Consider the following 26,278-nt stretch of genomic DNA (forward strand, 5'->3'; position numbering starts at 1 on the left):
GTGCAAGCTGGACGGCTTCGCTTTTAAATTCATCAGATTTTTTGAGACTCATTTATTCCTCCTGTAAATCTCAGTTTAACAGAAGGTGCTCTCCAGTTTTAGGGGACGGGTCCAGTCCTCTTTTTACCTGTTTTCTCAGATGTTTCCCGAATTTTGCGATGAATGCTTTCTTTCGCTTCGGCAAGCGTCTGGGTATCAATACCTGCTTCACGTAATTCACGATAATACCTACTAACCACTCTGTGTTGCCAGTATCCCAAGCCTTTCGCGTAGTCTTGTTCAAGTGCAGGTACAGCTAAATATTCTTCTGTGCGAGGATCTAAAACATAAATTTGCCCAAGATCCATGTGGTCAAATTTAAAATCAACCTTTACTCCTTGCGGGAGGCTATTTCTCATCACTGATAATTCTGGAGAATTATACCTGAGGCGATTGAACACAATACCCTGGGGATGAAGTCTTCTCTGAGGTTGATTGCCTGCCAGTAAAATGTCTAAATCTTCAGATGATGAGAACAAGCGTGGTGGGAAAACTTCCACTCCCTCTTCCCATCTCTCCAAAGGAATAGCGTTTATTCCTTCATGCATCTGAACAGCGTGAACATCCACAATCCACTGACAGATCACTTCATCCAGTTTTTCTAATGAAATAATAGCTTCTTCAACGGACTTATATTCCGCTCTGGCATCCACCTTATGGAATGTTTTGCCAGGAGCTTGAGATAAAAGAGAACGACTAATTTCTCCAAGAAACCTCTCGACGGTACCCTTAGTCCAAGGTGATTTAACTTTGTTATGTTGAATCAAAATGCCTAACTGTGCACACGCAAGATCTAAATCGTTTGAATGAAATTCAGCGCCATTATCTGTCACCAACATTTCTGGCACACCATAGCAAGGCCACTTCCCTTTAATATCAGGATATCTTTCATTCACCCAATCTTTAGGGGAAAATGCATTTCGAAGGGCCATCATAACTGATGCTGTGCTTGGCGGCTCAAAGCCCACATAATAGCCAAGAGGCATTCTTGTAAAATGATCAATGACCATAGTCAAAGTCGGACGGCCATATACAATTCTCTCATTCTCAGCAGCAACAACCATTATATCCATTACAGTGTGATCAATTTCTATACGTTCTAAAGGTCTCGTGGACTCTGCTCCCTTACCTATATGTCGTGTTTCTTTTTGTGCAATCGCCTTCCCATAACGGCCCTCAAGGAATGTATACTTATCAAGCTTAGCAATCTCTCGATAAAGCGTTCGAATATTTGGCGTTGGAAGCTGCTCCCATTCAGGGCGCATTTGATTTTGGCGTTTAATGGCTACAATTACGGCACTGTATACATCAGAAACTCGTGGACGGGTGGTTATGAGAAACCTCTCTTTGATAATTTCCTGGATTGACTGATGAACCTCGATAGGGAGCTTACTACGTCGATTACCTCTTTTCTTCGTCTTTGGAATCAACGCACATATATCGCAACCACCATCTCGATATAACTTCAGCCATCTATATAACTGCTGCCAACTTGGAGGATTAACATCGCCCATTTTTTCTGCAGCTAAGGGAATTACAGCTTTCACCAAATTTTTCCCGGTTTGTGCAATTTGAGGAAATTCAACCATTTTGATGTATTCCCAACGGCGCATAACCTCCTTCTGGTCTTTCTGAGGTAACGCCGAAAGATCTGCCTTTGGGGACGATACAATTTTATTTTTTATTGAATGTATTTGCGCATCTCCGACAACCAAAGCATTCGCCAATGTAATTCGGGGAATACGCTGTAATTCACCGTCCATTTTCGCTTCGAGTTGAAGGATCCCATTCCCAAGGTTCTGTCGAACTGCAAAAATTTTATCTTTAATTGATAATTCAGTACCGATACCAATTCTAACAGCACTCATGCTACCCTCCGTCCGGCCTATAGAGAATAGATTTTGCGTCGAATTTTTGGTCTATATCTGTCCACAAAAGACCTTTGGCAATCATTGCGCAGAGGTCAAAAAATGTGAGCTCAGTTGACCGCAATTGATCCAAAAGTTCATCAGCTGCGCATGGGCTAAGCACCAATAAATCCAAGACCTTATGAATTTTAAGCAAGGAAACATTTTGTCTTTGATAACGCAAAATTAGACTAATATTTGCTAAACGCGGTTCTCTGCGAATTTCAACATCAGTCATCACAGAAAAGGGAATATTCTGTCCATCATAATACTCTCTAATAACAGGCAGCAAACTGCAGAAAGGTTCCTTTGTCAGGTGTGCGGCAGGTTTCACCTCTATAACAGATAGGCCTGAGCGCGTTTCTACCAAGAAATCCGGTGTATATTGGCGCTGCTTTCCATTCTGTAGATATTTCATAGGCGTCGGCTGTTCAGCATAACGAAGAACTGCTGGGTCAAACTCAAGAAGCTTGATCATGTCTCGTTCAATCTGAGACTCCCAATGGATCATTCTGCCCACTTTTAAACTTGGGGATCGGCCAACGACCCGGTGAGTTGTTCGCCGAACAACTTTTCTGCTACGCGGAGCATTAATATCAAGCTTCTTCAAATTATGCCTCGATTATGAAACGTTTCATATTATGCAACATTTCATAATTTGTGCAACGATTTATTTTATGCTACTTCTCATATGAAACGCATTATTAAACGAGCAACACTTATGAGTTCTGAGTTCTTCATTGAGCAATTTGAAAAAATTCAAGGCGCAAAAGCTAAAAGAATGGACTGGCTGGAGCTAGCTTCATGTGTGGAGAAAATGCTCCAAAGCCCAGAACTTTTGAGCGTGTATCCGAATAGAGAAGCTTTTTGGAACGATGTGGAACAAGCGACAGGATACAGCCGAAATGCCCTACAACGACAAAGCACAACAAAACGCCTCTTAGAGAATCACGAAAAAGCGGAAAAAGATTTCCTGCAAGAAATGTTGGGCTTGAAAGAATGGAAGCCAGGAATTGTTGCTGAGATAATTGGTCAATTCCCTAAAATGGAATTGTACTTTCGAATTTATAAATACGATCCAATGGAAGCGATTAAGCTTCTTAAAAGAATGCAGGAAGAACCTGTCTCAGTTGCTAAAATTCGAGATATATTAAGTCGCCTCCTTGATAAAAACCCAACTTTCGAGCCTTATACCCCGACACATACGTTTCAAAGCCGTCACAACAAAAGCAGGGCTAATGAAGAAAGAGAACGAACAGCAGCGCTTGAGCAACAACAGGCTATTATTTATGAAAGCGAGAACGTCAGTATTTATTTCGACCACTTCCAATTTCGCTATGTGAGCATTGACGCTGTAGCGCTCCAGCACGGTGAAGAAGGTCAAATATCAAATTTAGACGGTTTTCTTATTCTTAAAGGCCTAACTCCAAAAAGAGATAGTACCTTTCAGCGACTGCTAGCAACAATTGATTATCGCTCAAGTTTCTTCCGGCACTTGTGGCTATATTCAATGAACACTTCACCATGGCCTTTAGATCAAATCAATTCAGCCATTGATGAGCTTGGAATCCAGCAAATTGGTATAATTGAGTATAATCCCAAATCGGGATTAGAAATCATGCGTAAACCTGAAAGCAGTGAAAAACCTATGCGATATAATATCGTAATGAACGAAATTATGCGCCAAGGCATCAAAGATTACGGTTTAGCTTAAATATAGAATTTGAAATGAGAACACCCCGATAGGGTTGTATCGGGGTGTTCTCATTTTATGCGTCATAGAATTCGCATTTTATGTGTCAGGTTTCTCACTTTATGAGTCATTTGACAGGAACAATCGCCCTAAGCATCCAGATTGGAGACTTTCAAGGCATTGTCCTGAATGAAATCACGGCGGGGTTCGACCACATCGCCCATCAGGGTTGAGAAGACTTCTTCGGCTTCGTCCACATGATTGACCTTCACTTGCAGTAAGGAACGGGCACTTTCGTCCAATGTGGTTTCCCACAGCTGTTCCGGGTTCATCTCGCCCAACCCCTTATAACGTTGGACATTCATACCTTTTTTGCCCAACTCGGTCACCGTATCGACCAGTTTGACCGGTCCGTTGATCTCGTATTCCTTTTCCTTTTGAACCAGTTTTGCCGATTTCGCAAAACTTTCCGTCAATTCTGCCGCCAGATTATTCAAGGCCCGCGCTTCAGCAGAACGCAGAATACCATGATCCAGAACATGCGTTTCTTTCACCCCACGCAATGTCCGGGTAAAAGAGAGACTGCCATCATCCAAAACGGAACCTTCCCAGCCACGGGCAAGATCAATTTCATTGGCATCCAGTTGTTCAGCCACTTTTTGCGCCATTACAGCCCCACGTTCTTCATCCTGCAACAACGTCACATCCAGCGCCCCGGCAATCGCGGCTTGTTCCAGAATAGAAGACGGCACCTTGGTCGCCAGTTTGGCCAACAAGGACTTAACCCGACGCGCATTATTGATACGCGAGCGCAAATCGTCCCCACCGATTTGATGACCGGAATGAAGTGTCAACAGGCAATCATCCACCGCCAAGTTGACCAAATGATCTTCCAAAGCCTTTTCATCTTTTAGATAGACTTCCGAATTACCGCGCTTCACACGATAAAGCGGCGGCTGAGCGATATAAAGGTAACCGCGTTCAATAATTTCCGGCATTTGACGGAAAAAGAAGGTTAACAGCAAGGTTCGAATGTGCGATCCATCCACGTCCGCATCGGTCATAATGATAATTTTATGATAGCGGCATTTCTCGATATTAAAATCTTCCCGCCCGATGCCGGTTCCCATTGCGGTGATTAATGTCCCGACCTCGGCAGAGCTTAACATCTTATCGAAACGGGCACGTTCCACGTTAAGAATTTTACCTTTAAGCGGTAGAATAGCCTGACTTTTACGATCACGGCCCTGCTTCGCAGATCCACCGGCGGAGTCCCCTTCCACGATAAACAGTTCGGATTTGGCAGGATCACGTTCCTGACAATCGGCCAATTTACCGGGTAAAGAAGAGATATCCATCACGCCTTTGCGACGGGTCAATTCCCGCGCTTTTCGGGCCGCATCACGCGCCGCAGCCGCTTCGCAAATTTTACTGATAATTTGGCGAGCTTCGTTGGGGTGTTCTTCAAACCATTCGGCCAAGGTTTCCCCGACAACGCCTTCGACAACGGGGCGAACTTCACTGGATACCAGCTTGTCTTTGGTTTGGGACGAGAATTTCGGATCCGGCACTTTCACAGAAACCACGCAGGTTAATCCCTCACGGATGTCTTCCCCGGAGATCGACACTTTCATCTTTTTCGCCAAACCGCTGGATTGGGCGTAGGCATTCACCGTTCGGGTCAAGGCACCCCGGAACCCCGCCAAATGGGTTCCGCCGTCACGTTGCGGAATATTATTGGTAAAACACAAGACATTTTCGTGATAGCTGTCGTTCCATTGCATAGAAACTTCAACCCCGACTTCATCGCCATTATTATCAATTTTATTGCCGTTCATATAGACCGGGTCCGGCACAAGGGCGTTTTTGGACCGATCGACATATTTGACAAATTCCAGCAAGCCACCATCGTAACGCATCGCCGTTTCATGCGGTTCAGCATGGCGTTCATCGCGCAGCAACATACCGACACCGGAATTCAAAAAGGCGAGTTCGCGCAAACGGTGTTCCAGCGTATTATAATCATATTCCGTAATCGCAAAGATTTCTTCAGAGGCATGAAACGTCACAAATGTCCCGGTCTGGTAGCTGCCATCTTCTTTTTTTGGCGCTTCCCCGACAACCTTGAGCGATTCAACCGCCGCCCCATCTTCAAAACGAACGTAATGTTCTTTACCATCGCGATAAATGCGCAATTCCAACCAGTCAGACAAGGCATTTACAACAGAAACCCCGACACCATGCAAGCCACCGGAAACCTTGTAGGAGTTGCTGTCAAACTTCCCGCCCGCATGCAACTGGGTCATAATAACTTCGGCGGCAGACACACCTTCTTCAGCATGGATATCAACCGGAATGCCGCGTCCGTTATCCGATACGGTAACTGAGCCATCGCCATTGAGCGTCACCGTCAAGGTATCGCAATGTCCGGCCAAGGCTTCGTCAATTCCGTTATCAACAACCTCGTAAACCATGTGGTGCAGGCCGGTTCCATCATCTGTGTCCCCGATATACATACCGGGGCGTTTTCGCACAGCCTCAAGACCGCGTAGAACCTTAATGGAATCTGCGCCGTATGCTTCAACATTGGCTTCACCGCTGATCTGGTTTTCTTCACTCATGGTCTATCTACCCAAGTTTAACCTTCGTCTTATTCGTTTACCCGTTCAACAGCCGATTTTTCCACATTGAAAAAATTGGCTTGTCCCGATAAGGGGGCAAAAACCTCCTGATCGGTCCCTGTCATCCAGGCTTGTGCGCCGATGGCACGGATGGCTTCGAACAACGCCTTGCGGCGATCCTGATCAAGATGGGCCCCCACCTCGTCCAGCAACAGAAGCGGAACCCGCCCCCGGTCCAAAGCCAACGCTTTGGTGTTGGCCAGCACCATGCCGGTCAACAACGCTTTTTGTTCCCCGGTGGAACAAACTTCCGCCGGTTGATCTTTGGGCACATGACGTACCGAAAGATCACTTTTATGTACCCCGTCTGATGCCCCGCCAAGCTGGGCATCAATGCTGCGATGCTCCGCCAGAAAGACACGGAATTTATCTTCGACCTCCAGCGCGCTGAAGTCATCCAGCCAGCTTTCGATCATCCCGCTCGGTTGCAGGCGCGCACCGGGAAAAGGGCCATAACCTTCAACGGCCAGAATATTCAGCCTTTGCCCAATATCCTTGCGCGCCGCCGCAACAGCCACCGCCTTGGTTGCCATCTGATCTTCCAGACCAGACAGCCAGCGATCGTCCTTGCGACCGGTTTTGAGCAGTTTGGCACGCTCGCGCATCCCATGCTCATACGCATTCATTCGTCCGGCATGTTTGTCATCAAAGCCAAACACCAAACGATCCAGAAAACGGCGTCGCGCAATAGGGCCATCCAGAAACAGACGATCCATCTGCGGTAACAACCAAACGGCATCGACATATTGAGCCAGAACATTTTGCCCCCGTGCCGTTTCGCCTTCAATCCTTACAACACGACGTTCACGTGTTCCGCTCCGTCCTGTTTCTTCACGGCCTGTCCCGATATCAATTGGACCGCCAACGGTATGCACCGTTGCAGCCACCCCCCACGGGCGACCGCTATCTTCATCACAACCTTCGTCGCGGCGGGCAAGATCAACAGCCTTGGCCCGGCGCATTCCCCGTCCCGGTGTCAACAGCGACACCGCTTCGAGGATATTTGTCTTGCCGGCCCCGTTGCGCCCACACAGCACCACAGGCCGACTGTCCAGATCAAGGCGTTGAAATTCATAACATCGAAAATTACTGAGTGTCAGGCGCGTCACACTGATCGGCACCGCCCCTCCAAGAACGTTTTTTTCGACGGCTTCATTCACCTTGAATAATCACTTTGCCTGCGTCGATCACACACGCATCGGCATCAAAACGTACAGGGCGCTGCTATCGGCGGCATCGCGTACAATGGTTGGTGCCCCACCGTCAGACAACATAAACTGTGCGGTTTCGCCCTCGACTTGCTGCGCGATATCCAGCAGGTATTTGGAATTGAACCCGATCTCGATTCTGTCGTGAGCGTAACTGACTTCGATTTCTTCGGTCGCACTGCCCGCATCCGGACTGCTTGCCGACAGAACCAATGAACCCGGGGTGATCTCCAATTTAATCCCACGGGATTTTTCGGTCGAAATTGCAGATACACGATCCACCGCCGCAGCGAAGGTTTTACAATCCAGCTCCATCATCTTGTCGTTATTGGTCGGAATAACCCGTTCATAATCGGGGAAAGTCCCGTCGATAAGCTTGGAGGTCAAAACCACCTCGCCGAAAGCAAAACGAACCTTGGTTTCTGACAGGGAAATCGAAACATCATCGTTGCTTTCATCAATCAGTTTGCGCAATTCTGCAACGGTTTTGCGCGGCACGATAACGCCCGGCATGTCAGACGCACCTTCCGGCATGGGCACTTCCACACTGGCAAGACGGTGACCGTCCGTTGCCACCGCACGCAAGACCGGTACGCCGTTATTTTCACCGGCATGCACATAAATACCATTCAGGTAATAGCGGGTTTCTTCGGTCGAAATCGCAAAACGGGTACGATCAATAATGCCTTTGAGCTCGCCAGCGGGCAGGGCGAAGTTATGATCAAGTTCCCCGCCGGACATCAACGGGAAATCCATCGTCGGCAAACAAGCCAGCGTAAATTTGGAACGCCCGGCACGCAAGGTCAGCAATCCTTCATTGGCGCCGTTATCCAGTTCAACCTGCGAACCATCGGGCAGTTTGCGCACGATGTCGTACAGCATATGAGCCGGAGCGGTGGTCGCACCTTCGCTAATCACTTCACAATCAACCGTTTCAACGATATCGAGGTCCATATCCGTTGCGTTCAGAGACAAACGCCCCCCATGAGCATCCAGTTTCACATTGCTTAAAATCGGAATAGTGGTGCGGCGTTCCACAACACTTTGCACGTGAGCCAGAGACTTCATAAGCTTTGCGCGTTCGATAGTAATTTTCATAACGTTCTTATCGCTTCAAATATGATTACAAATAACTGATTTCGCTTATCCATCGAATACCATTTTATCTTGGATTCACAAAGGATTAACCCCACCCCCGACAAAACGGTCCGCCATTATAACAAAGCCTGCGAGAAATCGAAGCTTTTTCGCCTGTTTTTCACAGAAAAATTAAAGGCTTTCGCTTACCCGTGATACAGACTCAACCATGCGGTTCAAACCGAGATAGATTATATGGATTTTTTTACTAAAAAGGATCAGCTGACACCACCCAGCATGCGACGCAGAAGCTCCACATCCTCGGCAAAATCACGATCATGGAGGCCGAGTTCCTCAACCTTCTTAACCGCATGCATAACGGTTGTATGATCACGTCCACCGAACTTGCGCCCAATTTCAGGTAATGAGCGCGACGTCAATTGCTTGGACAGATACATGGCGATTTGGCGAGGACGCGCCACAGAACGGGCACGGCGTGCAGAATGCATATCCGAAACACGGATATTGAAATGTTCAGCGACTTTTTTCTGGATTTCCTCAATCGTCACCCGGCGATCATTGGCCCTGAGAAGGTCGTGCAACACCTCTTGCGAGGTTTCCAGCGTAATGGGTCGCCCGACAAGCTGGGAATGCGCCACAATACGATTTAACGCGCCTTCCAGCTCACGCACGTTCGAGGCGATCTTGTATGCTAGAAATTCTGTAACCTTACTCGGCAGTTCAACACCCAGTTGTTCTGCCTTGGAGAGCAAAATTCCCAAACGGAGTTCGTAAGTCGTCGCATGTAAATCCGCCACAAGGCCGTGGTTCAAGCGTGATTTCAAGCGATCTTCCAACCCTTCAATATCGGACGGCGATTTATCCGCAGACAGAACGATCTGACGGCCCTGATCCACCAACGAGTTAAAGGTGTGGAACAATTCTTCCTGCGTTGATTCTTTTCCGGCAATAAATTGCACATCATCAATCAACAACATATCGACACTGCGAAACTGTTCTTTGAAATCGACGGTTTTTTGTTCACGCAGCGCCCGAATAAAACGATACATGAACTTTTCAGCCGACAAATAAACCACGGTGCGATTGGGATGCACGAGGCGCATATGATGGGCAATTGCATGCATCAAGTGGGTTTTACCAAGACCGACCCCCCCGTAAAGAAACAGCGGATTAAATGGCGGTATGTCGGCTTCGGCCACACGTTTAGAGGCAGCATGGGCAAATTCGTTCGGCTTGCCCACCACAAAATTATCAAAGGTATAGCGCGGATCAAGCTGCGCGCCGAGTTGGTCGGCAAGGTTTGGCATTTCCTGCGGGCGTCCATAAGAAGGTGCCTCCTGCGCCTGCACAGGTGTTTTTTGCATTGGCTGCGCCGGATTGCCCTGCGCTTGACGGGCGTTTTGACTGGCTTGCGCCAGAATCCCATGACCGGATTGCGTATTGGTCACAATGATTTCCACATCCGTAATCTGATGGTTCAAGGATGACCACAACGCCCTAATCTGATTGAGGTAGTTATTCGCGATCCAGTCCCGCATAAATCGAGTCGGCACGCAGATATTTGCCGTCCCCGCATCCACGGAATGAACGGCCATCGGTTTAAACCAACTATCAAATGCCGCTTCGCCAATTTCGTCACGCATATGGGAACAAACCTGCGCCCATTCACCGTCCAATGTTGAAGTCATACTCGCCTGAGACATGCCCAATAATATTCCTAACCCGAATCGATCACGCGTTCTGGCGCCCTCGATTGCCCAACTCATTTATTCTTAAAGGCTCCTAACCGCGATCCATCAACCAATAGATCACTGCAGGCACCGCTCTCCTTCAATGAAGAAGAAACCTCGCTTATGCGTAGTTCATTTTTTATATGACAGATCCGGCCTTTATGATTTTTGTGCAGTGTTCATCAACACCGCCGTGTAACCGGATCAAGGTTGTGGATAACTTTATCGCCACGAGCGCGAAGAGTCCACCGCTTCATTTGTACTATTACGAAAAAAATAACTTGACGCCGCCCGGCAAAACCCTAGGTAACTCTGGGTTTTAAGCACGACAAAAGGGTCGCAACGGCAAATGCTTGCGACCCTTTTGTCAGAACTTCGAATCCCGATTTTGTCTTACGATTAAGCGAGTGCTTTAATGCGTGTAGACAAACGGGACAGCTTGCGTGCAGCTGTATTTTTGTGCACAACGCCTTTAGAGACGCCACCGTGCAAGGCCGGCATAGCAACTTGAAACGCAGACTGTGCAGCGGCTTTATCGCCAGCTTCAATCGCAGCTTCTACTTTTTTGATGAAGGTGCGGATACGGCCAACACGTGCAGAGTTTACTGCAGTGCGGCGTGCATTTTGACGGTCGCGTTTTTTTGCGTTTTGGGTGTTAGCCATCACTAGTTCCTGAAAAATCTGATTTCTAAAATCGGTTGGGGGCTTATAAGGAGTTCCCACAACCACGTCAAGACTCAATTGCAGAAAAGTTACAAACGGCACTTTTCAATGCGAAACCCGCAACCTTTAAAAATGTAAAAGACTGACATCTGTCAAAAGTCGCGGGGTTTATGAGCGATATATAAAAAAGCAAACAGCGATTCTTCTGTCTGCTTTTCTTTATCATTACTTGTTTTGGAAGTTGGGTTGGCGCTTTTCTGCAAAAGCGGACATCCCTTCTTTGCGGTCTTCCAGGGCAAATGTGGTATGGAACGCACGGCGTTCAAACATAACACCTTCCGCCAAAGTCGTCTCAAATGCCTTATTGACCGATTCTTTTGCCATCATCACAACGGGTTGAGACAGTTTGGCAATTTTATCCGCCGTTTCCAGTGCATTTTCAAGCAGGTTATCCAGCGGGACAATACGTGTGACCAAGCCGGAACGTTCGGCTTCTTCTGCGTCCATAATACGGCCTGTCAGGCACATTTCCATCGCTTTGGCCTTGCCAACTGCACGCGTCAAACGTTGCGTACCACCGGCCCCCGGGATGGTCCCGATTGTGATTTCCGGCTGACCGAATTTGGCGTTATCTGCCGCAATGATAAAATCACACATCATGGCCATTTCACACCCGCCGCCCAGTGCGTAACCGGCAACAGCGGCAATGACGGGTTTGCGGCACTTGGCCACTTTTTCCCAATCATCTGTAATGAAATCATTGGAATAAACGTCGATAAAATCACGTTCAGACATTTCTTTAATATCGGCACCGGCAGCAAAGGCTTTCTCGCTACCTGTCAGGACGATACACCCGATTTCGCTATCTGCCTCAAAGACGTCCAGCGCAGCGCCCAACTCGTCAATCAACGGCGTACACAACGCGTTCAATGCCTTGGGGCGGTTAAGTGTAATCAGACCGACGCGGCCTTTTTTCTCTGCGAGAATATGTTCGTAAGCCATATTTCCTATCCCTAAATTATTCTGGAACGTTTAGTTCCCTCGTTTCGGTGACAATGCAAAATGAACGGTCACATTGTTGTCCTGCGTGGAGACCGAAATCTTCAAATATTCCCCCTCACGCATAAAAGTACCCCTTGCGATTTGCTTCCATCCCAATGCGGGTAGGCTTTCTTTATAATAAGACAACACGGACTTTTTTGTGACATTGCCAACCGCATAAGACTCGACGATACGACCCGATGGCGTGTCGAAATTTACCGTATCCTGCGTTGCTTCCTGCAAACCTTCCATCAAGGGCACATCCTCAAGAGCCGACAAAAATGTCAGATCCTGTGACAATGCCTGCCTGTTGAAAAGCAACAGAACCGCCAGCAATCCTATGCGCAATGCATGTTTCATGTCCAACCTCATACCTTATTGTTGGCACCTCGAACAGTAAAAAGTGGATCGTCCTTGCTGAACCATACGCTGAATGATCTCGCTTTGGCAATTCAGACAAGTCTCTCCCTCGCGTCCATAGACTTGAAAGGAATGTTGAAAATATCCCAGTTCCCCATCCGTTTGGCGATGATCTTTCAAAGATGATCCCCCGGCACAAATCGCCTCTTGCAAGACATCTTTAATCACCTTGACCAGTTTTTCAGCCTGTGCACGGCTCAGACTCCCCGCTTTTTTCTGCGGTGTGATCCCGGCACGAAACAAGGCTTCATTGACATATATATTCCCCAGTCCCGCAATAATGCGTTGATCCATCAAAACCGCCTTCATCGTGGTTTGACGTCCTTTCAATCGATCATAAAGTACGTCCCCTTCAAAGGCAGCATCCAACGGTTCCGGCCCTAATTTAGCCAATGACGGATAAAGATCGACCTGCCCGGCCTGGATCAAATCGACAAAACCAAAACGGCGCGGGTCGCCAAAACGGATACAATGGCGCGAATCGGTTATGAATTCGATATGATCATGTTTATCCGGTTCACAAGGATTACCCTCTTCAATTCTGATCCGGCCCGACATCCCCAGATGAATGATAATTGTCTCGCCGCTTTCCAACAAAATCAGGATATATTTGGAACGTTGGCTCAAGCCTAAAACTTTTTGATTTCGTACACGATCTTCAAAATTTTCAGGCACCGGTGTACGTAAATCCCGCCTACGGACAACCACATCATTGATCGTTCTGCCTTCCAAGGCGGGCAACAGACCAAGGCGTACTGTTTCGACTTCGGGTAATTCAGGCAAATTCTTCTCCATTAATGCTAGCCTATTGCATGACCTTAGGCTATTTTCTCGCTCATTCTATATTAAAAGAGAATTTAAGGCATGTCCGATCAAGATACGACACATTTCGGTTTCCGTACGGTAGCCAAGGATGAAAAAGCGAAGATGGTGCGCGGTGTCTTCGACAGCGTTGCCTCCAGCTACGATATTATGAACGATTTGATGAGCGCCGGCATTCACCGCCTGTGGAAGAATCAAATGGTTGATTGGCTCAACCCACAACCGGGATGGAACACCATTGATGTCGGTGGCGGAACAGGTGACATTGCCTTTCGTATTCAGGACCGTTTTACAAAACGCGGCGGTCAGGGTCATATTACGGTCACCGATATCAACCATGAAATGTTGAAGGTTGGGCGGCGTCGCGCCGTCGATGCCCATCGGCTTGAAGGACTGAGCTGGCTATGTGGCAATGCCGAACAACTGCCCGTGCCCGACAATTCAATGGATGCCTACACCATTGCTTTTTGTATTCGCAACGTGACAGACATTCCCGCAGCCTTACGCGATGCCCAGCGTATTCTAAAACCGGGCGGGCGTTTCATGTGTCTTGAATTTTCTCAGGTGGTTATGCCGGTTCTGGATAAAATTTACGACCTCTATTCCTTTAAACTGCTGCCTGAAATCGGGGCGGTTGTTGCCAAGGATCGCGATTCCTATCAATATCTGGCCGAAAGTATTCGCAAATTTCCACCACAGGAAACCTTTGCGCAAATGATCCGCGATGCCGGTTTCGATCAGGTGAAATACCGCAACCTTACCGGCGGTATTGCCGCCATTCATTCAGGCTGGAAGATTTGATGTTTCGGTCCCTCACTATTTTGAAACGTCTGATGAGCGTGGCTCTCACGCTGGCGCGCTATGATGTTTTGTTCCTGTTTGAACAATTGGGCATTGCCCCGGTCATCGTCTTTATGGCCCGTTTGGTTCCGGTTGGACGTGTGCGCGGGATCAAACAGATGCGCCCCGGTCAACGCCTTGCCCGCGCCTTGCATGATTTGGGACCGACCGCCATTAAACTGGGGCAGGCTCTGTCCACACGCCCTGATGTCATGGGGGATGAAATTGCCGACGATCTGACCGAACTGCAAGATCGCCTGCCGCCGTTTTCCGGCAAAGAGGCCCGACGCATTATTGAAGAAGATCTTGGCGGTCCTGTCGAAAAATTCTTCAGTGAATTTGACGATGAAGCGGTTGCCGCAGCCTCCATCGCACAAGTTCATTTTGCAAAAACCATTGAGGGTGAAGAAGTCGCCGTCAAAGTTTTGCGTCCCAACATTCGCCGCGATTTCAAGGCTGACTTCCACCTGATGAGCACAATAGCCCAGTGGGTAGAACGCGCCCGCCCTGACCTGATGCGCCTTAAATTGGTCGAATCTGTTCAGGCCTTGGAAGATACCGTGCGTTTTGAAATGGACTTGCGATTTGAAGCCGCTGCCGCTGATGAAATGCGCGAAAACTTCAAAGATGACGACTATTTCTATATCCCGGAAGTCAAATGGCCCTATTGCGCCAAACGCGTCATGGTGCTGGAACGTATTCACGGCCTGAATGTGGACGAAATCGACGAACTGAACAAAGCCGGACATAATCCCAACGATATTCTGGAAAAAGCCTCTATGGCCTTTTTCAACATGGTGTTCCGTGACGGTTTCTTCCATGCCGACCTGCACCCCGGTAACATGTTCGTCCTGAATGACGGGCGCTTGGCGGCAGTTGATTTTGGCATCACCGGACGTTTGGATCATGCAACGCAACGCCATTTGGGTGAATTGCTGCTTTCCTTTATCACACGCGATTACAAACGGGCCGCCGAAGTCCATTTCGAGGCAGGCTGGGTTCCCATGAACCAATCGGTGGAACTTTTCACCCAAGCCGCCCGCTCAATCGCCGAACCCATTATGGGTTTACCGCAAAATGAAATTTCGATGGCCCGCCTGCTGGCACAATTGTTTGAAGTCACCGAATATTTCGCAATGGAAACCCAGCCGCAATTAATTCAGTTGCAAAAAACCATGCTGATTGCCGAAGGCGTGGGGCGCAACCTGAACCCCAATGTCAATATGTGGTTTTTGGCCGAACCGTTTATCGAACGCTGGATGCGTGACAACCTCGGTCCGCAAGCCCGCGTTAAAGCGGTTGCCACCGAAACCCGCGATACCTTGCTGCGCCTGCCCCGTATCATCGCCAATATCGAAGAACGATTGGACGATATCGGTAAAAACGGTTTGAAACTGGATACCGGCAAACGCCCCGGTGTGCGACATACCGGGTTTAATTGGATGGGGTGGGTCATTGCCCTTGGTCTCGCGGCGGCTTTGATCGTCGAATATCTGGATTAAACCCCATGAATGCGCTTTTTGACCTCAGCGGCAAAACTGCCCTCGTGACCGGGGCAAGCCGGGGATTGGGGTTCGAAATGGCAAAAGCATTATGCGAAGCCGGGGCAACTGTCTATTTCAATGGTCGCACTCAGACCACATTGGAAACCGCAATCCAGAACATCCCGAATGCCAAAGCCTCAGCCTTCGACATCACAGACAGCTCTGCTATTGCCCCAATTCTGTCCGACCTCGGCCCCTTGGATATTCTGGTGAATAATGCCGGGGGACGGGATCGTCGGAACGTGGATGAGTTTGATCTGGGCGATGTGCGTAAATTGCTCGACAGCAACCTTGTCGCCCCTTTTGAACTCAGCCGACAAGTTGCGCGTCATATGCCTGTCGGCGGACGGATTATCAATGTGACCTCCATCGCCGGGGATATCGCACGCGCAGGCGATGCCATTTATACCGCCAGCAAAGCGGGACTGACCGGATTGACCCGCGCATTGGCGGCAGAACTTGGCCCGCGTGGCATCAACGTCAATGCCATTGCCCCCGGTTTTTTTGCCACCAAAGCCAATCAGTCTATGGTTGAGGATGAAACGATCGCCGCCTTTTTAAAAATGCGAACATCCCTTCAACGATGGGGCACCCCCGAAGAGATCGCAGGCGCCTGCCTTTTCCTCGCATCTGCAGCATCTTCTTATGTAACCGGGCAGGTTTTGACTGTTGACGGTGGGTTACGGGCTCATTTTTAATTATAATATATACAATTAAATCATATAGTTATTCTTTTTTGTTGAATAACCCTACATATTTCCTTGCGCCATTACGTCCTTGTGACTAGGTTATGTACAAATTTTGCGCGTAATTCGCATGGGAACACATCGTGTATAAGAACAAAAGCATACTCCTGATCGTTACTGGTGGAATCGCCGCTTATAAAACGCCAGAACTGGTTCGCCGACTGCGCGAACAACACATCGACGTACGTTGTATCCTGACCCGTGCCGCCAAGGAATTTGTGACTCCTTTGGCATTGGCCGCTGTTTCCAACGATAAAGTCTATGAAGAGCTGTTCGATCTGGATGAAGAATCGGAAATGGGTCATATCCAGCTTTCGCGTAGCGCCGATTTGGTCGTCGTTGCCCCGGCAACCGCTGACATAATGGCAAAAGCCGCACAGGGTCTGGCCAATGATCTGGCCTCCACAACGCTGCTGGCAACGGACAAACCTGTCCTGATGGCCCCGGCCATGAATGTGCGTATGTGGGATCATCCGGCGACACAGGCAAACGTGGACACTTTAACCGGACGCGGTGTGGAAATGATCGGCCCTGATGAAGGTGATATGGCCTGTGGGGAATATGGTCTGGGTCGCATGGTGGATCCGCTGGACATCGTTGCGGCCGTAAAACGCCGCCTGTTCAAGACGGGTCCCCTTTTCGGTAAAAAAGCCATTGTAACCTCCGGTCCAACCCATGAACCGATTGATCCGGTACGCTACATTGCCAATCGTTCCTCCGGTAAACAAGGCCATGCCATTGCTGCAGAACTGGCAAAACTGGGCTGTGAAGTCACCCTTGTCAGCGGACCAACCCGCCTTGAAGCCCCCAATGGGGTCAAGCTGGTCGAGATCGAGTCCGCACGCGATATGCTCGTCGCCTGCCAGAACGCCCTGCCTGCCGATATTGCGGTTTGCGCCGCCGCCGTTGCCGATTGGCGGGTGGATAACGAAGCCGGTCAAAAGCTGAAAAAGGACGGATCGGGCCAAATTCCCGAACTGAAGCTCACAGAAAACCCGGATATTTTAGCCACCCTGTCCCAAGCCGGCGATCAACGCCCCAAACTGGTTGTCGGGTTTGCCGCCGAAACACAAAATATTCGTGAATACGCAAGTGCTAAACGGATACGCAAACAATGTGACTGGATCGTTGCCAATGATGTCTCCCCATCTACAGGGACATTTGGTGGAAATGAAAATAAGGTCCACGTCATTGCGAGAAATCAATGCGAAGACTGGCCAACTCTGTCTAAAAAAGAGGTAGCCAAACGTCTTGCCGCAAAAATTGCAGATTATTTGAAAGAAGATTAACAAATGGATCATGTAGTAAAGGTCAATGTCGTTCAGCTTCCTCATGGCGCCGACTTGGCCCTGCCCCATTACGCAACCGAACATGCTGCCGGTATGGACCTTTTGGCTGCCATTGACGACACGCTGATTTTGCCGGTTGGGAAACGCGCAATTGTGCCCACCGGCCTCAGTATCGCCCTTCCCGCAGGGTACGAGGCTCAAGTACGACCGCGTTCCGGCCTTGCCGCCAAAAACGGGGTCACGGTTGCCAACGCGCCCGGCACAATTGATGCCGATTATCGTGGTGAGGTCGGCGTTATTTTAATCAATCTAGGGGATGACGATTTTGTCATAGAGCGCGGTATGCGTATTGCACAAATGGTCGTCGCACCCGTTACCGCCATTACATGGGAGAAAACCGACACACTTCCCGACACACAAAGAGGAAGCGGCGGTTTTGGCTCTACGGGGCTGAACAACAAATAAACTATAATATTTAAGCGGAAAAAGTAGGATGTTACGTTTGTCTAAGAAAATGTTATTTGCGATCGAGGCTGTATTGGATATCGCCTACCACAGCGGTGGTCAGCCGGTCCAAAGCCGGGAAATTACCCGCCGTCAGGGTATTCCACGGCGTTATTTGGAACAAGGCCTGCAGCAACTGGTCCGTGAAGGAATTCTGGTTGGCGTACGTGGCCCACGTGGCGGATACCGTCTCGCCCGGGAACGCCGCCGGATCACGGTTGGTGAAATTGTTCGTATCGTTCGAAAGATGGAAACGGCGGACGATCCCCTCAATGATCCCGCAGGTTCCGAACTCGGCCACAAGGTTGTGCGTCCGGTCTGGATGGAAATGCAGGAAGAACTGATGAAACAACTGGATGAAGTCAGTATTGATGACCTGTGTACACGCGCAAACCTCGCCGGGCTTGTGAGCGAAGGCCGTCAAAATTTGGACTTCACCATCTGATTATTCAATACACATAATTATTTTGTGATACTGGTAATTTTACAGTTTAAAACTATCTTTGAGTTGACAAGCCCGCTTGCCAACACCATACATTTAGATAGTGGAATATAACCGAACAAAGAGAGTCAACATGTCTGAGCAATTCGCATCCGATGCCCCGACCCGTGGTAAAATCTACGATAGCATTATCGATACCATTGGTGCTACGCCGCTGGTGAAACTGTCCGGTCTCGCCAAAGCCCATAACGTCAAGGCAAATATCCTCGGCAAATGTGAGTTCTTCAACCCGTTGAACTCGGTCAAAGACCGGATCGGTTTTGCCATGATCGAAGCGGCAGAGGCCGCAGGTAAAATCAAGGAAGGGACTGTTCTGGTTGAACCAACGTCTGGGAACACGGGTATTGCGCTGGCGTTTGTATGTGCCTCTCGCGGGTACCGTTTGATCCTGACCATGCCGGAAAGCATGTCCAAAGAACGCCGCAAAATGTTGGCCCTTCTGGGGGCGGAGCTGGAACTGACACCGGCCGCAAAAGGCATGTCCGGTGCCATTGCCCGCGCAGAAGAACTGGTCAAGGAATTGCCCGATGCCTTCATGCCGCAACAATTTAAAAACGCGGCAAACCCGGCTATTCATAAACGCACAACCGCCCATGAAATCTGGACGGATACGGATGGCAAAGTTGACGTTCTGGTCTCAGGTGTCGGTACAGGCGGAACCATCACCGGAACCGGTGCAGCCTTAAAAGAGAAAAACCCGAATATCAAACTGGTTGCTGTTGAGCCCGAAGACAGCCCGGTTTTATCCGGTGGCGTGCCCGGTCCGCACAAAATTCAAGGGATTGGCGCAGGCTTTATCCCCGATATCCTTAATACCGGACTGATTGACGAGATCTTGAAAATTGGCAACGAAACCGCTTTTCAAATCGCGCGCGAAGTCGCTGCAACAGACGGCGTTCCCGTTGGCATTTCTTCCGGCGCAGCCCTTGCGGCTGCCTTGGAACTGGGTCAACGTGACGATATGGTCGGTAAAAACATCGTGGTTATTCTGCCGTCCTTTGCAGAACGTTACCTCTCTACTGCTTTGTTTGACGGTATCGTCGGCGACTAATCAAAACGCCCACAAACATAAAAAGGCCCGTCTCATATATGGGACGGGCCTTTTTGCTGGGAAACGTTGCTACACTCTACAGACGTGCGATATTCAACGGATCTTTGCGGCCTTTGACGTTGATCGTTTCCAAATGGCTTGTGCCCTTGAAGTCGCAACTTGCCAGACTTTTTTGGTCGATCACAATCTCCCCGCCTTTTGCAGCAGAACACAAACGGGACGCCACATTGACACTATCGCCAATGACGGTAAAATCTTTCCGGTTTGCCGCCCCGATCGTCCCAATAACAACATCACCGCTATAGATACCGATCCCGGTTTGTTTGGCTAACTTGGCGTTTTTGATTTGTCGCAACGCTTCCTGGGCCGCCTTTAACGCACGATCAGCGGCATCATCGCCTTGAAAATGCGCCAGAACCGCATCACCAATCATTTTATCCACATCGCCGCCCTGTTGGCGCACGGCATCAATCACCAGCCCCAGAGATTGATTGAGGAACTCCACGACACGTTCCGGGGTTTCATTTTCACAAAAATCTGTAAACCCCCGAATATCCGAAAATAAAATTGTTGCCCTGACCCGCTTGGACGTCAGCGCCCCTTTTCCTGTTGCCGCGCGCAAGGTGTGGACGGCCTCATCCGATAAGAGTTCCTGAAGGCGCATGCGAAATTCACCCAGCAAATCGGTCCGGTAATTAATATCCTTTTGCGCGCGCCCAACCAACGTATTCATGCCAAAACCCAATAAAATCAAAACTGCAACGGGTACAATCGTCGCCGGGATAATGACTTCCATCGAAATGGCATCCAGATAATTCACCGGCTCATACAGTTCCATCACGATATTATTGGTATTGTCCGGCACACGCACATAAAGTTCATAAAGTTTTGTGCCATCTTTCCCCTGTTTTTCAATCAGGTTGCGTTGCCCGTTCAACGCAGACAGATAACCTGCGCTGAGATCAAATTCGCCGATCCGGTCTTCTTCGCTGGAATAAAGCAACAACCCACCTTGACCGTATATTTTTAAATGAGATAACCCCAGTTCCTGAACCTCGCCGCGCAAAGAGTCAAGAAGGTGGCGGCCCTTATCGTTCTTAAAAACGTCCCACGGATTATCGCTTACTTGAAGATCATTCCAGGCAATTCGGTCTTCGCCTTGCAAAGCACGGTCAATAATCCCGGCTCTGTTTTCAGAAATTTCCAGATAGATTTTCTGGATCAGCCATGTGCTGCCATTGCTCATTAAAAACCCAATGACAAGGGTTAAAAACAACAAGACTGGTAAAACGATTTTCCGAAAACGCAATTGCAAGGGATAAGGCGCTTCGAACGAAACATCTTTCTGACTCAACTTTTCTCTCCCCCCATATTTTCTGATTTACGGCTCAAACATACGTTCGCCGGCCAACAGGTCTTCCACAAAATAGGCGACAAGTTCATTGCGCCCTTTCACACCTGCTTTTTGATATATGGCACTGGTCTGGCTTTTGACTGTGCCGATCTTGGTATCGCGGATATCGGCAATTTCCTGAGTGGACATGCCTTTGATTAAAAGAAGGGCCACTTCGCGTTCGGATGGGGAAAACTTCCACATATCGAAATGGCGCTGAATGACCCCCCAAAGTTCCCCTGATGCTACATCAATCGTATCCTGGGCCTGACGGTTTTGTCTCAATAATCTCACAATCTGAGTTGCAATAACGATCATCGACAACCCCAGTGTGAGGGTTGAAAACAATTCTATCTGTTCGTGTTCAATCCAAAGCGTATCAATATTCAACCGAAAGAAATCGGCAAAAACATCCAAAAGGAAGAAGGCTTCGCAAATACTGATCACAATAAAAGAAAAAATGAGTGAACGGACTTCGAATTTATTGTTATTCGGTTTCATAGCGCCATTTCAGTTTATTTCCTACCAATCTCTAATATGATACTGCGCTTTCACTCAGTCGTCATCATAATAGCCGCGCTTGGCATCTCGGTGACAGGCTTGACAGTTGGCTTTTGTTTTAACTTTCGGGTCATCCCATGCCCGTGCCGGAACTTCCTTTCTGTGTTCACGGACCCAATAAGGCATCTCGGTAATACGCATTGGTGCATCTCCCTCTTTTATACCGCGCATGAATTTACCGCTCCACCAACCGGCATCAGCCGCATTGGCAACCAGATAATCCCGGATTTCCTGGCTGACATCCGCGCTTAAGCTTGCATCTTCGCCAAAATGATCATCCAAACCATCCATGATTTTCTCCCAAGATCGTTTCGGCATCATTTGCGGTTGAAACGCCATATGACAGGATCCGCATTCCTTTTCGACAACCGGGTTATCGATCGGGCGATAACGTTCATCCGCCATTGCGACCGAAAACTGCGACATCATAAAGACACCGCCCCATAAAAGGGCTTTCACTTTCAACATATCTCACTCCTTGTTCTAAAAAATTCAACGCGTTTTCATAAAGGTGATGAAGTCACCTTTTTCACGGGCGGAACAGGTCCGTCCCAACACGCTGGTACAATTGCGACGAAACCATTTTTCCACTTTTTCAAAATCGCTATATCGATCCGGTGTTTTGGAAATTGCCAAAGGGGCAATCGTTTTGCCCGCCCGTGTCTGTCCCGCACCACTCGGGTCTGCTGTATGGCACGTTGTGCAAGACGGGGTCTGCGGTTTGCCACCCGTATGGTTTTGTGAAAAGAATTCTTGTCCACGTTCTGCAGAAAACTCACGAAAGGCTGGGTCATCCATTTGAGCTTGCGCCTGATAGCCTTCGAGGATCAACACAGAATTGGCCTGTGCCGCATAACTGGTTCCAAGCAAGGCACCTACGCCCAACAGGGTGAAAATCATCTTTCTCATTTTTTAACGCCTTTCGGTAATTTGATTGCACTTTCACTGAAACGTCCATCGGCAGCATCCTGATGGCAGGCATTACAGTTCACCTTTGATCCGATTTCTGCATGGGTGAAAGTTGCGGGTTTGAAATCATCATGTTTCTTTTGCCAATAACGCGTATCGGTCATGCGCAGGGAAGCCGTTTCAATCCGTCCAATTTTATGGGCCACCTTGGTATCAAAGGTGGTTGCATTGTTTTCTTGCAGGTAAGCCAAGATTTCCGCACGCTTTTTAGGTGTCAGGCTGGCATCCTCGCCATAGTGGTTTTCCAAACTCAACAGCATTTTTTGCCAGCTATCGCCTGTGCGCATACTCGGATGATAAGCCAGATGGCAATCCCCGCATTCCTGTGTATAGGTCGCATTTTGTGCCCCGATAAAACGAGGGCCTTGCGCCGCATTCACCCAAAGGGCAACACCGCAGACAATCGCAACAAACAGGCCGATCCCCAACACGGAATGCGCAACACGCACTTGACCTTGTGCAATCGCACCTTCTTTTCGCCCGGTAATCATCGCCTTGATCAAAGGATGCTTGAAAATAAAATTTTCAACCAGCACACCGCCAACGTGAAAAGCAATTGCTGCCATCAACAGGCCCGCCAGAACTTCGTGAACTTCTTCACTGGCTTTACCGATACCGTAACTGGCAACGGAGGCCAACGGGCCACTATTTTCCTGCCCACCCCAAACGAAAAGGCCACTTAAGACCAAAAGAACCAGCGTCGAGAGCAGAATAACAATCATCCATGCCCCAACCGGGTTATGCCCGACATACTCTTTTGATCGCCCTTTCAACAGGCTTTTGATATGTGCAATGACCTCGCCACGGGCCAAGGGGAAATGATGAAATCGGCTGTAATAACTGCCCATAAATCCCCAGACGAGACGAAAGAGCAACAGGCACAACAACGCATACCCTGCATAAACATGAATGTTGAGCCACCAGCCTTCAAACAGATATCCTGTCAAGGCCGCAATGGCGACCACCCCCACCATCGCCCAATGAAAAAACCGTAAAGGGAAATCCCATATAACGGCGCCTTCTTTCGGCATCTTATTTTGTTCAATGAGCGCCATGGCTCATCTCCTTGTGCAATTTGTGTTTCGTGGCCTCAACGTGGCCCCATTTCCCACACTGCACAATCAACCCAATCCATATTTGGGTGTTCTATGACTTTAGTTTATGATTGTTTTTAAACGTTTTTTGCGCATAAAAAAAGCGCCAACCCTTCATTTATCAAGGGTGGCGCTTTAAACACGCCCCAATGGGACGTGGCGGGAAACAAGAGCAAATCCCGAGCAATCTTTTTAGATCGCGACAACGCATTTGCGTAAAATCAAGAATTTAGAGCATGACACATCATTCAAATTTAAAAAGACATGATCTAATTTATTTCGCGTTATAATAAGGTTCCAGAATGGCTATGTATTTGGTTGCCTCTTCTTCACGGGCAAATTCCATCGCATCCATATTCTGATTATCTTTAATGTGCGGGTCCGCACCTTGTTCCAGCAGATAAATCAATGCCTCTTTATTTTCGGCTTTAACAGCATCATGCAAGGGGGTAAAACCGGTTTCGGTACCACGTGCATTGATATCAAACCCATACTCAACCAAGGCCTTGATGATACGGATATCGTCCTGCCAAATGGCGGCATTTAAAACCGTTCCACCAAATTTATCGCGTTCATCCACATTGATGTTCGGATCTTTTAACAGCTCCATCACCTGATCATATTGACCAAAATGGGCAGCAACATGCAATCCGGCATCCTTGTAGATATTTGCCATGACAATCGTCAGACCGATTATAAAGATTAAAAAAATTGAGACGCGCTTAAGCATTTTCGTATCCACTGCCTTTTTAAAAAATGATATACAACGCCTTTATAGCGTCTTATCCGAATGAAAGAAACCGATGCTTCTGCTGATCGATAATTACGATTCTTTCGTCTATAATCTATCGCGCTATTTTCGCGAGCTTCACGAAGATACCCGCGTTGTACGCAATGACGAAATCTCGCTGGACGAAATCGCAGAACTGGACCCGCAAGCCATCGTTCTTTCACCGGGACCATGTGGCCCGAATGAGGCCGGCATTTCCTTGAACCTCGTCAATTCCTATCAAAAAAACATTCCCATGTTGGGCGTTTGTCTGGGTCACCAAGTCATTGCCCAAGCCTGTGGAGCACGCGTACAACGCGCTGGAAAACCTGTTCATGGGAAACCCAGCCGGATTACACATAACAACACAGGCCTGTTTGATGGCCTTGCTAATCCACTGATCGTTGGACGTTATCATTCCCTCAGCATCGATATTCCAAAACAAAGTGATTTGATTATTGATGCGACCAGCGAAGATGGGGAAATCATGGCCATTTCCCACAAAACACGCCCGATATGGGGGGTACAGTTTCACCCGGAATCTATCCTGACGGAACAAGGTCACGACCTGTTGAAAAACTTTCTCAAACTTGCGGGGATTATGCCATGATTGCCTGGTTTAACGGCGACTTATTGCCACTGGACGGTGTCGCGATCAAAGCAACGGACCGTGGATTTACCCTCGGTGATGGTTTTTTTGAAACCATGCTGGCCCAACACGGGCAAGTCACACATTTTGACGCGCATATGACCCGCTTGCACGAAAGTGCGCATATCATGGATATCCCCCTTCCCTACAATACAGATGAAATCCGCAAGGCAATTGATGATGTTTTAACGGCCTGCCAACTCAAAGACAAACGGGCCGCCTTGCGCCTGACCATCAGCCGGGGCAGCGGCCCGCGCGGACTGCTGCCGCCTTTGGAAATAACACCGCAGGTCTTGCTCAGTGCCAGTGACGTACCGGACCATTTCCCCAGTGCAAAACTGGCCTTGGTCACCATCCGGCGCAACGAATTCAACCCCACCAGCCGGATCAAAAGCCTCAATTACCTTGATAATATTTTTGCCCTGCGCGAAGCCGTGGCAAAAGGCGCGGACGAAGCCTTGCTTTTAAATACACAAGGGCATATTGCCGAAGGCAGTGTCAGCAATATTTTCTTTATCAAAAATAATGCGCTTTACACACCGCGCATTGATGACGGTTGCCTGCCCGGTGTTATGCGGGCCCATGTCTTGCAAACGGCGCGAAAACTTGGGTTAAACACACACGAAACCTCAATGGGTGTAGGAATTATTCAAACCTGTAACGAAGCCTTTCTCACCAATTCATTGGTCGGCATTCGTCCCGTTCATCAAATCGACGGGTTGCAAATCCCCAATCAGGTTTGGACAGAAAAACTCCGCGCGAACCTTTAATCGTTGATAAAAACGATCCAGGCTTCAACCGCCTGAAAGAAAATATTGCGCGTATAAGATTGCACCTTGCTGTCGTCGAACAAGCATTCAATCGTCACATTTTGATCATCAAATGTTGCGCAAAACGCATTACCAACCCGTTCGCCTTTTTTCTTTTCCAGAAAATTCAGCAATTCAATGGCGGAAACTTTATCGCTTTGAATATCGTCTTCCAAAAATTCTGCCAAAACGGCGAATTCCGGCTTCGCCTCAACGCGCGGAATATTTTGTTCGTCACGATAAAGTTTCATACGCC

General features: G+C 48.5%; 27 protein-coding genes. 10 read left to right on the forward strand and 17 right to left on the reverse strand.

The window, feature by feature from the left end; genetic code table 11:
- Nucleotides 1-98 precede the first annotated feature (98 nt).
- Entirely contained in the window at nucleotides 99-1,907 is a 1,809-nt protein-coding gene (locus IEW74_RS10120) for a TnsB C-terminal domain-containing protein (protein WP_188664413.1), read from the reverse strand.
- 1 nt (nucleotide 1,908) lies between these two features.
- Nucleotides 1,909-2,457, reverse strand: a complete 549-nt coding sequence (locus tag IEW74_RS10125; RefSeq protein WP_188664414.1) for a TnsA endonuclease N-terminal domain-containing protein — start codon at nucleotides 2,455-2,457, stop codon at nucleotides 1,909-1,911.
- Between the two features lie 180 nt (nucleotides 2,458-2,637).
- Between IEW74_RS10125 and IEW74_RS10130 the strand changes: the two genes are divergently transcribed.
- Nucleotides 2,638-3,660: a hypothetical protein gene (locus tag IEW74_RS10130; protein WP_188664415.1), complete on the forward strand. Its 1,023-nt coding sequence runs from the start codon at nucleotides 2,638-2,640 to the stop codon at nucleotides 3,658-3,660.
- A gap of 128 nt (nucleotides 3,661-3,788) precedes the next feature.
- Here IEW74_RS10130 and gyrB read toward each other — a convergent pair whose 3' ends face one another.
- The 8 genes from gyrB to mutM all read right to left on the reverse strand — a co-directional run bounded on the left by gyrB (nucleotide 3,789) and on the right by mutM (nucleotide 13,263).
- On the reverse strand, nucleotides 3,789-6,260 hold the full coding sequence (gyrB, locus tag IEW74_RS10135) for a DNA topoisomerase (ATP-hydrolyzing) subunit B (protein ID WP_188664416.1): 2,472 nt from the start codon (nucleotides 6,258-6,260) through the stop codon (nucleotides 3,789-3,791).
- Nucleotides 6,261-6,289: 29 nt separating this feature from the next.
- Nucleotides 6,290-7,480 carry a DNA replication/repair protein RecF gene (gene recF / locus IEW74_RS10140; protein WP_229734309.1) on the reverse strand — a complete coding sequence of 397 codons (1,191 nt, stop codon included), beginning with the start codon at nucleotides 7,478-7,480 and terminating at the stop codon, nucleotides 6,290-6,292.
- 27 nt (nucleotides 7,481-7,507) lie between these two features.
- Nucleotides 7,508-8,626 carry a DNA polymerase III subunit beta gene (gene dnaN / locus IEW74_RS10145; RefSeq protein WP_188664417.1) on the reverse strand — a complete coding sequence of 373 codons (1,119 nt, stop codon included), beginning with the start codon at nucleotides 8,624-8,626 and terminating at the stop codon, nucleotides 7,508-7,510.
- Between the two features lie 257 nt (nucleotides 8,627-8,883).
- On the reverse strand, nucleotides 8,884-10,314 hold the full coding sequence (gene dnaA, locus IEW74_RS10150) for a chromosomal replication initiator protein DnaA (protein WP_229734310.1): 1,431 nt from the start codon (nucleotides 10,312-10,314) through the stop codon (nucleotides 8,884-8,886).
- A 441-nt stretch (nucleotides 10,315-10,755) separates the two neighbouring features.
- Nucleotides 10,756-11,019, reverse strand: coding sequence for a 30S ribosomal protein S20 (gene rpsT, locus IEW74_RS10155; RefSeq protein WP_188664419.1), 264 nt, complete (start codon nucleotides 11,017-11,019; stop codon nucleotides 10,756-10,758).
- 225 nt (nucleotides 11,020-11,244) lie between these two features.
- Entirely contained in the window at nucleotides 11,245-12,021 is a 777-nt protein-coding gene (locus IEW74_RS10160) for an enoyl-CoA hydratase (RefSeq protein ID WP_188664420.1), read from the reverse strand.
- A gap of 30 nt (nucleotides 12,022-12,051) precedes the next feature.
- The gene (locus IEW74_RS10165) at nucleotides 12,052-12,420 is read right to left on the reverse strand and encodes a hypothetical protein (RefSeq protein ID WP_188664421.1); all 369 of its coding nucleotides are present in this window, start codon (nucleotides 12,418-12,420) and stop codon (nucleotides 12,052-12,054) included.
- Nucleotides 12,421-12,435: 15 nt separating this feature from the next.
- Complete coding sequence (gene mutM / locus IEW74_RS10170; protein ID WP_188664631.1) at nucleotides 12,436-13,263, reverse strand: bifunctional DNA-formamidopyrimidine glycosylase/DNA-(apurinic or apyrimidinic site) lyase; 828 nt, start codon at nucleotides 13,261-13,263, stop codon at nucleotides 12,436-12,438.
- 81 nt (nucleotides 13,264-13,344) lie between these two features.
- On the opposite strand from mutM, the gene ubiE reads away from it, so the two are divergent.
- The 7 genes from ubiE (at nucleotide 13,345) to cysK (ending at nucleotide 19,778) form a co-directional block, all read left to right on the forward strand.
- On the forward strand, nucleotides 13,345-14,103 hold the full coding sequence (gene ubiE, locus IEW74_RS10175; protein ID WP_188664422.1) for a bifunctional demethylmenaquinone methyltransferase/2-methoxy-6-polyprenyl-1,4-benzoquinol methylase UbiE: 759 nt from the start codon (nucleotides 13,345-13,347) through the stop codon (nucleotides 14,101-14,103).
- Nucleotides 14,103-15,644, forward strand: a complete 1,542-nt coding sequence (ubiB, locus tag IEW74_RS10180; protein ID WP_188664423.1) for a 2-polyprenylphenol 6-hydroxylase — start codon at nucleotides 14,103-14,105, stop codon at nucleotides 15,642-15,644. The genes ubiE and ubiB overlap by 1 nt, the downstream gene beginning before the upstream one ends.
- A 5-nt stretch (nucleotides 15,645-15,649) precedes the next feature.
- Nucleotides 15,650-16,384, forward strand: a complete 735-nt coding sequence (locus IEW74_RS10185; protein ID WP_188664424.1) for an SDR family oxidoreductase — start codon at nucleotides 15,650-15,652, stop codon at nucleotides 16,382-16,384.
- 131 nt (nucleotides 16,385-16,515) lie between these two features.
- Nucleotides 16,516-17,721 (forward strand): bifunctional phosphopantothenoylcysteine decarboxylase/phosphopantothenate--cysteine ligase CoaBC, encoded by a 1,206-nt coding sequence (coaBC, locus tag IEW74_RS10190; protein WP_229734311.1) that lies wholly within the window; start codon nucleotides 16,516-16,518, stop codon nucleotides 17,719-17,721.
- Nucleotides 17,722-17,724: 3 nt separating this feature from the next.
- On the forward strand, nucleotides 17,725-18,186 hold the full coding sequence (gene dut, locus IEW74_RS10195) for a dUTP diphosphatase (protein WP_188664425.1): 462 nt from the start codon (nucleotides 17,725-17,727) through the stop codon (nucleotides 18,184-18,186).
- Between the two features lie 28 nt (nucleotides 18,187-18,214).
- Nucleotides 18,215-18,670: an RrF2 family transcriptional regulator gene (locus tag IEW74_RS10200; protein WP_188664427.1), complete on the forward strand. Its 456-nt coding sequence runs from the start codon at nucleotides 18,215-18,217 to the stop codon at nucleotides 18,668-18,670.
- Between the two features lie 130 nt (nucleotides 18,671-18,800).
- A complete protein-coding gene (gene cysK / locus IEW74_RS10205; protein WP_188664429.1) occupies nucleotides 18,801-19,778 on the forward strand; it encodes a cysteine synthase A in 978 nt (325 codons plus the stop codon).
- Nucleotides 19,779-19,854: 76 nt separating this feature from the next.
- Here cysK and IEW74_RS10210 read toward each other — a convergent pair whose 3' ends face one another.
- From IEW74_RS10210 to IEW74_RS10235, 6 genes are all read right to left on the reverse strand, one after another.
- Nucleotides 19,855-21,132, reverse strand: coding sequence for an adenylate/guanylate cyclase domain-containing protein (locus IEW74_RS10210; RefSeq protein WP_188664431.1), 1,278 nt, complete (start codon nucleotides 21,130-21,132; stop codon nucleotides 19,855-19,857).
- 27 nt (nucleotides 21,133-21,159) lie between these two features.
- The gene (locus tag IEW74_RS10215; RefSeq protein ID WP_188664433.1) at nucleotides 21,160-21,672 is read right to left on the reverse strand and encodes a helix-turn-helix transcriptional regulator; all 513 of its coding nucleotides are present in this window, start codon (nucleotides 21,670-21,672) and stop codon (nucleotides 21,160-21,162) included.
- A gap of 54 nt (nucleotides 21,673-21,726) precedes the next feature.
- Nucleotides 21,727-22,200 carry a diheme cytochrome c gene (locus tag IEW74_RS10220; RefSeq protein ID WP_188664435.1) on the reverse strand — a complete coding sequence of 158 codons (474 nt, stop codon included), beginning with the start codon at nucleotides 22,198-22,200 and terminating at the stop codon, nucleotides 21,727-21,729.
- 24 nt (nucleotides 22,201-22,224) lie between these two features.
- Nucleotides 22,225-22,641, reverse strand: coding sequence for a DUF1924 domain-containing protein (locus IEW74_RS10225; RefSeq protein ID WP_188664436.1), 417 nt, complete (start codon nucleotides 22,639-22,641; stop codon nucleotides 22,225-22,227).
- Nucleotides 22,638-23,756, reverse strand: coding sequence for a cytochrome b/b6 domain-containing protein (locus tag IEW74_RS10230; RefSeq protein WP_188664438.1), 1,119 nt, complete (start codon nucleotides 23,754-23,756; stop codon nucleotides 22,638-22,640). Before IEW74_RS10230 ends, IEW74_RS10225 begins: the two co-directional genes overlap by 4 nt.
- A 313-nt stretch (nucleotides 23,757-24,069) precedes the next feature.
- Nucleotides 24,070-24,525: an ankyrin repeat domain-containing protein gene (locus tag IEW74_RS10235; RefSeq protein ID WP_188664441.1), complete on the reverse strand. Its 456-nt coding sequence runs from the start codon at nucleotides 24,523-24,525 to the stop codon at nucleotides 24,070-24,072.
- A gap of 73 nt (nucleotides 24,526-24,598) precedes the next feature.
- On the opposite strand from IEW74_RS10235, the gene IEW74_RS10240 reads away from it, so the two are divergent.
- Nucleotides 24,599-25,174, forward strand: a complete 576-nt coding sequence (locus IEW74_RS10240; protein ID WP_188664443.1) for an anthranilate synthase component II — start codon at nucleotides 24,599-24,601, stop codon at nucleotides 25,172-25,174.
- Nucleotides 25,171-25,983, forward strand: a complete 813-nt coding sequence (locus IEW74_RS10245; protein ID WP_188664448.1) for an aminotransferase class IV — start codon at nucleotides 25,171-25,173, stop codon at nucleotides 25,981-25,983. The genes IEW74_RS10240 and IEW74_RS10245 overlap by 4 nt, the downstream gene beginning before the upstream one ends.
- On the opposite strand, the gene IEW74_RS10250 is transcribed toward IEW74_RS10245, so the two are convergent.
- On the reverse strand, nucleotides 25,980-26,273 hold the full coding sequence (locus IEW74_RS10250) for a hypothetical protein (protein ID WP_188664451.1): 294 nt from the start codon (nucleotides 26,271-26,273) through the stop codon (nucleotides 25,980-25,982). The two genes, IEW74_RS10245 and IEW74_RS10250, sit on opposite strands and share 4 nt — an antisense overlap.
- Nucleotides 26,274-26,278 lie beyond the last annotated feature (5 nt).

This window comes from Terasakiella brassicae (assembly GCF_014641495.1).
Taxonomy (GTDB): Bacteria; Pseudomonadota; Alphaproteobacteria; order Rhodospirillales; family Terasakiellaceae; genus Terasakiella; species Terasakiella brassicae.

Bases quoted from the DNA above. Each gene is read 5' to 3' on its own strand.
- IEW74_RS10120 (WP_188664413.1), bottom strand. From the start codon at position 1,907: ATGAGTGCTGTTAGAATTGGTATCGGTACTGAATTATCAATTAAAGAT.
- IEW74_RS10125 (WP_188664414.1), bottom strand. From the start codon at position 2,457: ATGATCCATTGGGAGTCTCAGATTGAACGAGACATGATCAAGCTTCTT.
- IEW74_RS10130 (WP_188664415.1), top strand. From the start codon at position 2,638: ATGAAACGCATTATTAAACGAGCAACACTTATGAGTTCTGAGTTCTTC.
- gyrB (WP_188664416.1), bottom strand. From the start codon at position 6,260: ATGAGTGAAGAAAACCAGATCAGCGGTGAAGCCAATGTTGAAGCATAC.
- dnaN (WP_188664417.1), bottom strand. From the start codon at position 8,626: ATGAAAATTACTATCGAACGCGCAAAGCTTATGAAGTCTCTGGCTCAC.
- dnaA (WP_229734310.1), bottom strand. From the start codon at position 10,314: ATGACTTCAACATTGGACGGTGAATGGGCGCAGGTTTGTTCCCATATG.
- rpsT (WP_188664419.1), bottom strand. From the start codon at position 11,019: ATGGCTAACACCCAAAACGCAAAAAAACGCGACCGTCAAAATGCACGC.
- IEW74_RS10160 (WP_188664420.1), bottom strand. From the start codon at position 12,021: ATGGCTTACGAACATATTCTCGCAGAGAAAAAAGGCCGCGTCGGTCTG.
- IEW74_RS10165 (WP_188664421.1), bottom strand. From the start codon at position 12,420: ATGAAACATGCATTGCGCATAGGATTGCTGGCGGTTCTGTTGCTTTTC.
- ubiE (WP_188664422.1), top strand. From the start codon at position 13,345: ATGTCCGATCAAGATACGACACATTTCGGTTTCCGTACGGTAGCCAAG.
- ubiB (WP_188664423.1), top strand. From the start codon at position 14,103: ATGTTTCGGTCCCTCACTATTTTGAAACGTCTGATGAGCGTGGCTCTC.
- IEW74_RS10185 (WP_188664424.1), top strand. From the start codon at position 15,650: ATGAATGCGCTTTTTGACCTCAGCGGCAAAACTGCCCTCGTGACCGGG.
- dut (WP_188664425.1), top strand. From the start codon at position 17,725: ATGGATCATGTAGTAAAGGTCAATGTCGTTCAGCTTCCTCATGGCGCC.
- IEW74_RS10200 (WP_188664427.1), top strand. From the start codon at position 18,215: ATGTTACGTTTGTCTAAGAAAATGTTATTTGCGATCGAGGCTGTATTG.
- cysK (WP_188664429.1), top strand. From the start codon at position 18,801: ATGTCTGAGCAATTCGCATCCGATGCCCCGACCCGTGGTAAAATCTAC.
- IEW74_RS10215 (WP_188664433.1), bottom strand. From the start codon at position 21,672: ATGAAACCGAATAACAATAAATTCGAAGTCCGTTCACTCATTTTTTCT.
- IEW74_RS10220 (WP_188664435.1), bottom strand. From the start codon at position 22,200: ATGTTGAAAGTGAAAGCCCTTTTATGGGGCGGTGTCTTTATGATGTCG.
- IEW74_RS10225 (WP_188664436.1), bottom strand. From the start codon at position 22,641: ATGAGAAAGATGATTTTCACCCTGTTGGGCGTAGGTGCCTTGCTTGGA.
- IEW74_RS10230 (WP_188664438.1), bottom strand. From the start codon at position 23,756: ATGGCGCTCATTGAACAAAATAAGATGCCGAAAGAAGGCGCCGTTATA.
- IEW74_RS10235 (WP_188664441.1), bottom strand. From the start codon at position 24,525: ATGCTTAAGCGCGTCTCAATTTTTTTAATCTTTATAATCGGTCTGACG.
- IEW74_RS10240 (WP_188664443.1), top strand. From the start codon at position 24,599: ATGCTTCTGCTGATCGATAATTACGATTCTTTCGTCTATAATCTATCG.
- IEW74_RS10245 (WP_188664448.1), top strand. From the start codon at position 25,171: ATGATTGCCTGGTTTAACGGCGACTTATTGCCACTGGACGGTGTCGCG.
- IEW74_RS10250 (WP_188664451.1), bottom strand. From the start codon at position 26,273: ATGAAACTTTATCGTGACGAACAAAATATTCCGCGCGTTGAGGCGAAG.